Origin of the sequence: Microcoleus sp., assembly GCF_049646505.1 — a bacterium.
In the GTDB taxonomy this organism is placed as follows: Bacteria; Cyanobacteriota; Cyanobacteriia; order Cyanobacteriales; family Microcoleaceae; genus Microcoleus.
On the sequence record NZ_JBARVX010000161.1, the window covers coordinates 1 to 1599 of the forward strand.

Consider the following 1599-nt stretch of genomic DNA (forward strand, 5'->3'; position numbering starts at 1 on the left):
TGTAGGCACAGGGGAATAGCAGGATGCCAGACCAGCCTACGAAGACGAAGCGATCGCGCTTGAGCCAGTCGTCGAGTACATCAAAGATGCCTCTTTCGGTCTGGGCGCGTCCGACTGCGATTGTCATTTACGCAAATCTCCAAATAGATATAATTACAACGGATTTGTCTCTAATCATCAGTCTCCTACAGTTGCCTCTGCTTAGCAGAAAACAAATAGGATTATGAACAGAGTTTACTTTTCTTTACCGTATTCACAATTATAGAGGTAATTCTTTACAAAAGCAAGTGTTTCTTAAATAACTTCCGGATCTTTACTTGTTCCTGAAGTCCTGGAAGTTCTCGGATAAACCCGGAATGGCAGCATCTGGGGCTTTGCGAAAAGCCTTTTTTGATTTTAGCGATCGCTTTCGATCGCACAGATGCTCCGCCCGGAATCCCGGCACGCACGAAGCCGAACCCGTACAGAAACCGGATTTTTTCACAGAAATACTTCGTTGCAGCCCGCCGAAACGGTAAAAAACTGGTTTTTTGAGTCTTGATGCGTCCGAGACAGTCCTATATATATACTGAGGAGAGAGCTCCAAACTTAGGTTTTTAAGACTATATGTTCAGCATTGACATCATTGTGAAAAATACGCCCGTCTCCCTGTCGGTACAGCGGAAATTGGAGGAGGACGCTGCGACTGTTTACCAGCAGGTTCTGGATGCGATTCGCAACTCCCAACCGCAAATCTTGGAACTCACCTGCGAGAAAAATCCTGAGAAAAAGGTGGCTGTAGTCAGCAGCGAGATTTCTGGGGTGGTGGTTTCTCAGAAATCCGGCGCGTCATCTACGGGCAGATCCCCTGGTTTTGTCTCGATGTCGGCGGCAGAATGAGGGCTGGGGGTGTCGGTGCCGGTATGAATGAGTCAGCGGTTGCTGTGCGGGATTTGGGTTTTTGCTGGCCGTCGGGCGATCGAGTTTTGCAAGGTTGCTCTCTGGATGTACCAAAGGGCGAATTTTGGATGCTTTTGGGCACTAACGGCAGCGGCAAATCTACGCTGCTGAGGCTGATGGCTGGGCTGCTGCACCCCCAGTCGGGCGAAATTGATCTGGGCGGGCGTGTGGGTTTTGTGTTCCAAAACCCGGATCACCAGTTGGTGATGCCCACGGTGGGTGCGGATGTGGCTTTTGGTTTGGTGGAGGAAAAGCTTTCTAATCTTCAGGTGCGCCAGAGGGTGGCTGAGGCTTTGGAGGCTGTGAATTTGCTGGATTTGCAGCGCAGGCCGATTTATGCTTTGAGCGGGGGACAGAAGCAGCGGATTGCTCTTGCTGGGGCGATCGCCCGTCACTGCGAAATTTTGCTGTTGGATGAACCGACGGCTTTGTTAGATCCTGATTCTCAGTTGGATTTGGTGGCGGCGGTGCAGCGGTTGGTGAAAAATCGCGGGATTACTGCTTTGTGGGTGACTCACCGTTTGGATGAGTTGAATTATTGTGATGGGGCTTTTTTGTTGGAAAAGGGCCAAGTTGTCGATCGGGGAGATCCGGCGCGTTTGAAGCAGCGGTTGATGCAAAGTCAGGATGTTTAGTCATTCGGCGATTGAAATCGCTTCT

At 50.3% G+C, this 1599-nt stretch carries 3 protein-coding genes and 1 pseudogene; 3 read left to right on the plus strand and 1 reads right to left on the minus strand.

Annotated features, from left to right (window positions below):
• A pseudogene (locus tag WBA89_RS08630) lies at positions 1–127 on the minus strand (photosystem II D2 protein (photosystem q(a) protein)); the annotation flags it as partial.
• Positions 128–356: 229 nt separating this feature from the next.
• Here WBA89_RS08630 and WBA89_RS08635 point away from each other — a divergent pair.
• From WBA89_RS08635 to WBA89_RS08645, 3 genes are all read left to right on the plus strand, one after another.
• Positions 357–518: a hypothetical protein gene (locus tag WBA89_RS08635; RefSeq protein ID WP_424405635.1), complete on the plus strand. Its 162-nt coding sequence runs from the start codon at positions 357–359 to the stop codon at positions 516–518.
• 88 nt (positions 519–606) lie between these two features.
• Positions 607–879 carry a hypothetical protein gene (locus tag WBA89_RS08640; protein WP_424405637.1) on the plus strand — a complete coding sequence of 91 codons (273 nt, stop codon included), beginning with the start codon at positions 607–609 and terminating at the stop codon, positions 877–879.
• The gene (locus WBA89_RS08645) at positions 876–1574 is read left to right on the plus strand and encodes an energy-coupling factor ABC transporter ATP-binding protein (protein ID WP_424405639.1); all 699 of its coding nucleotides are present in this window, start codon (positions 876–878) and stop codon (positions 1572–1574) included. The genes WBA89_RS08640 and WBA89_RS08645 overlap by 4 nt, the downstream gene beginning before the upstream one ends.
• Positions 1575–1599 lie beyond the last annotated feature (25 nt).

Bases quoted from the DNA above. Each gene is read 5' to 3' on its own strand.
- WBA89_RS08635 (WP_424405635.1), top strand. From the start codon at position 357: ATGGCAGCATCTGGGGCTTTGCGAAAAGCCTTTTTTGATTTTAGCGAT.
- WBA89_RS08640 (WP_424405637.1), top strand. From the start codon at position 607: ATGTTCAGCATTGACATCATTGTGAAAAATACGCCCGTCTCCCTGTCG.
- WBA89_RS08645 (WP_424405639.1), top strand. From the start codon at position 876: ATGAGGGCTGGGGGTGTCGGTGCCGGTATGAATGAGTCAGCGGTTGCT.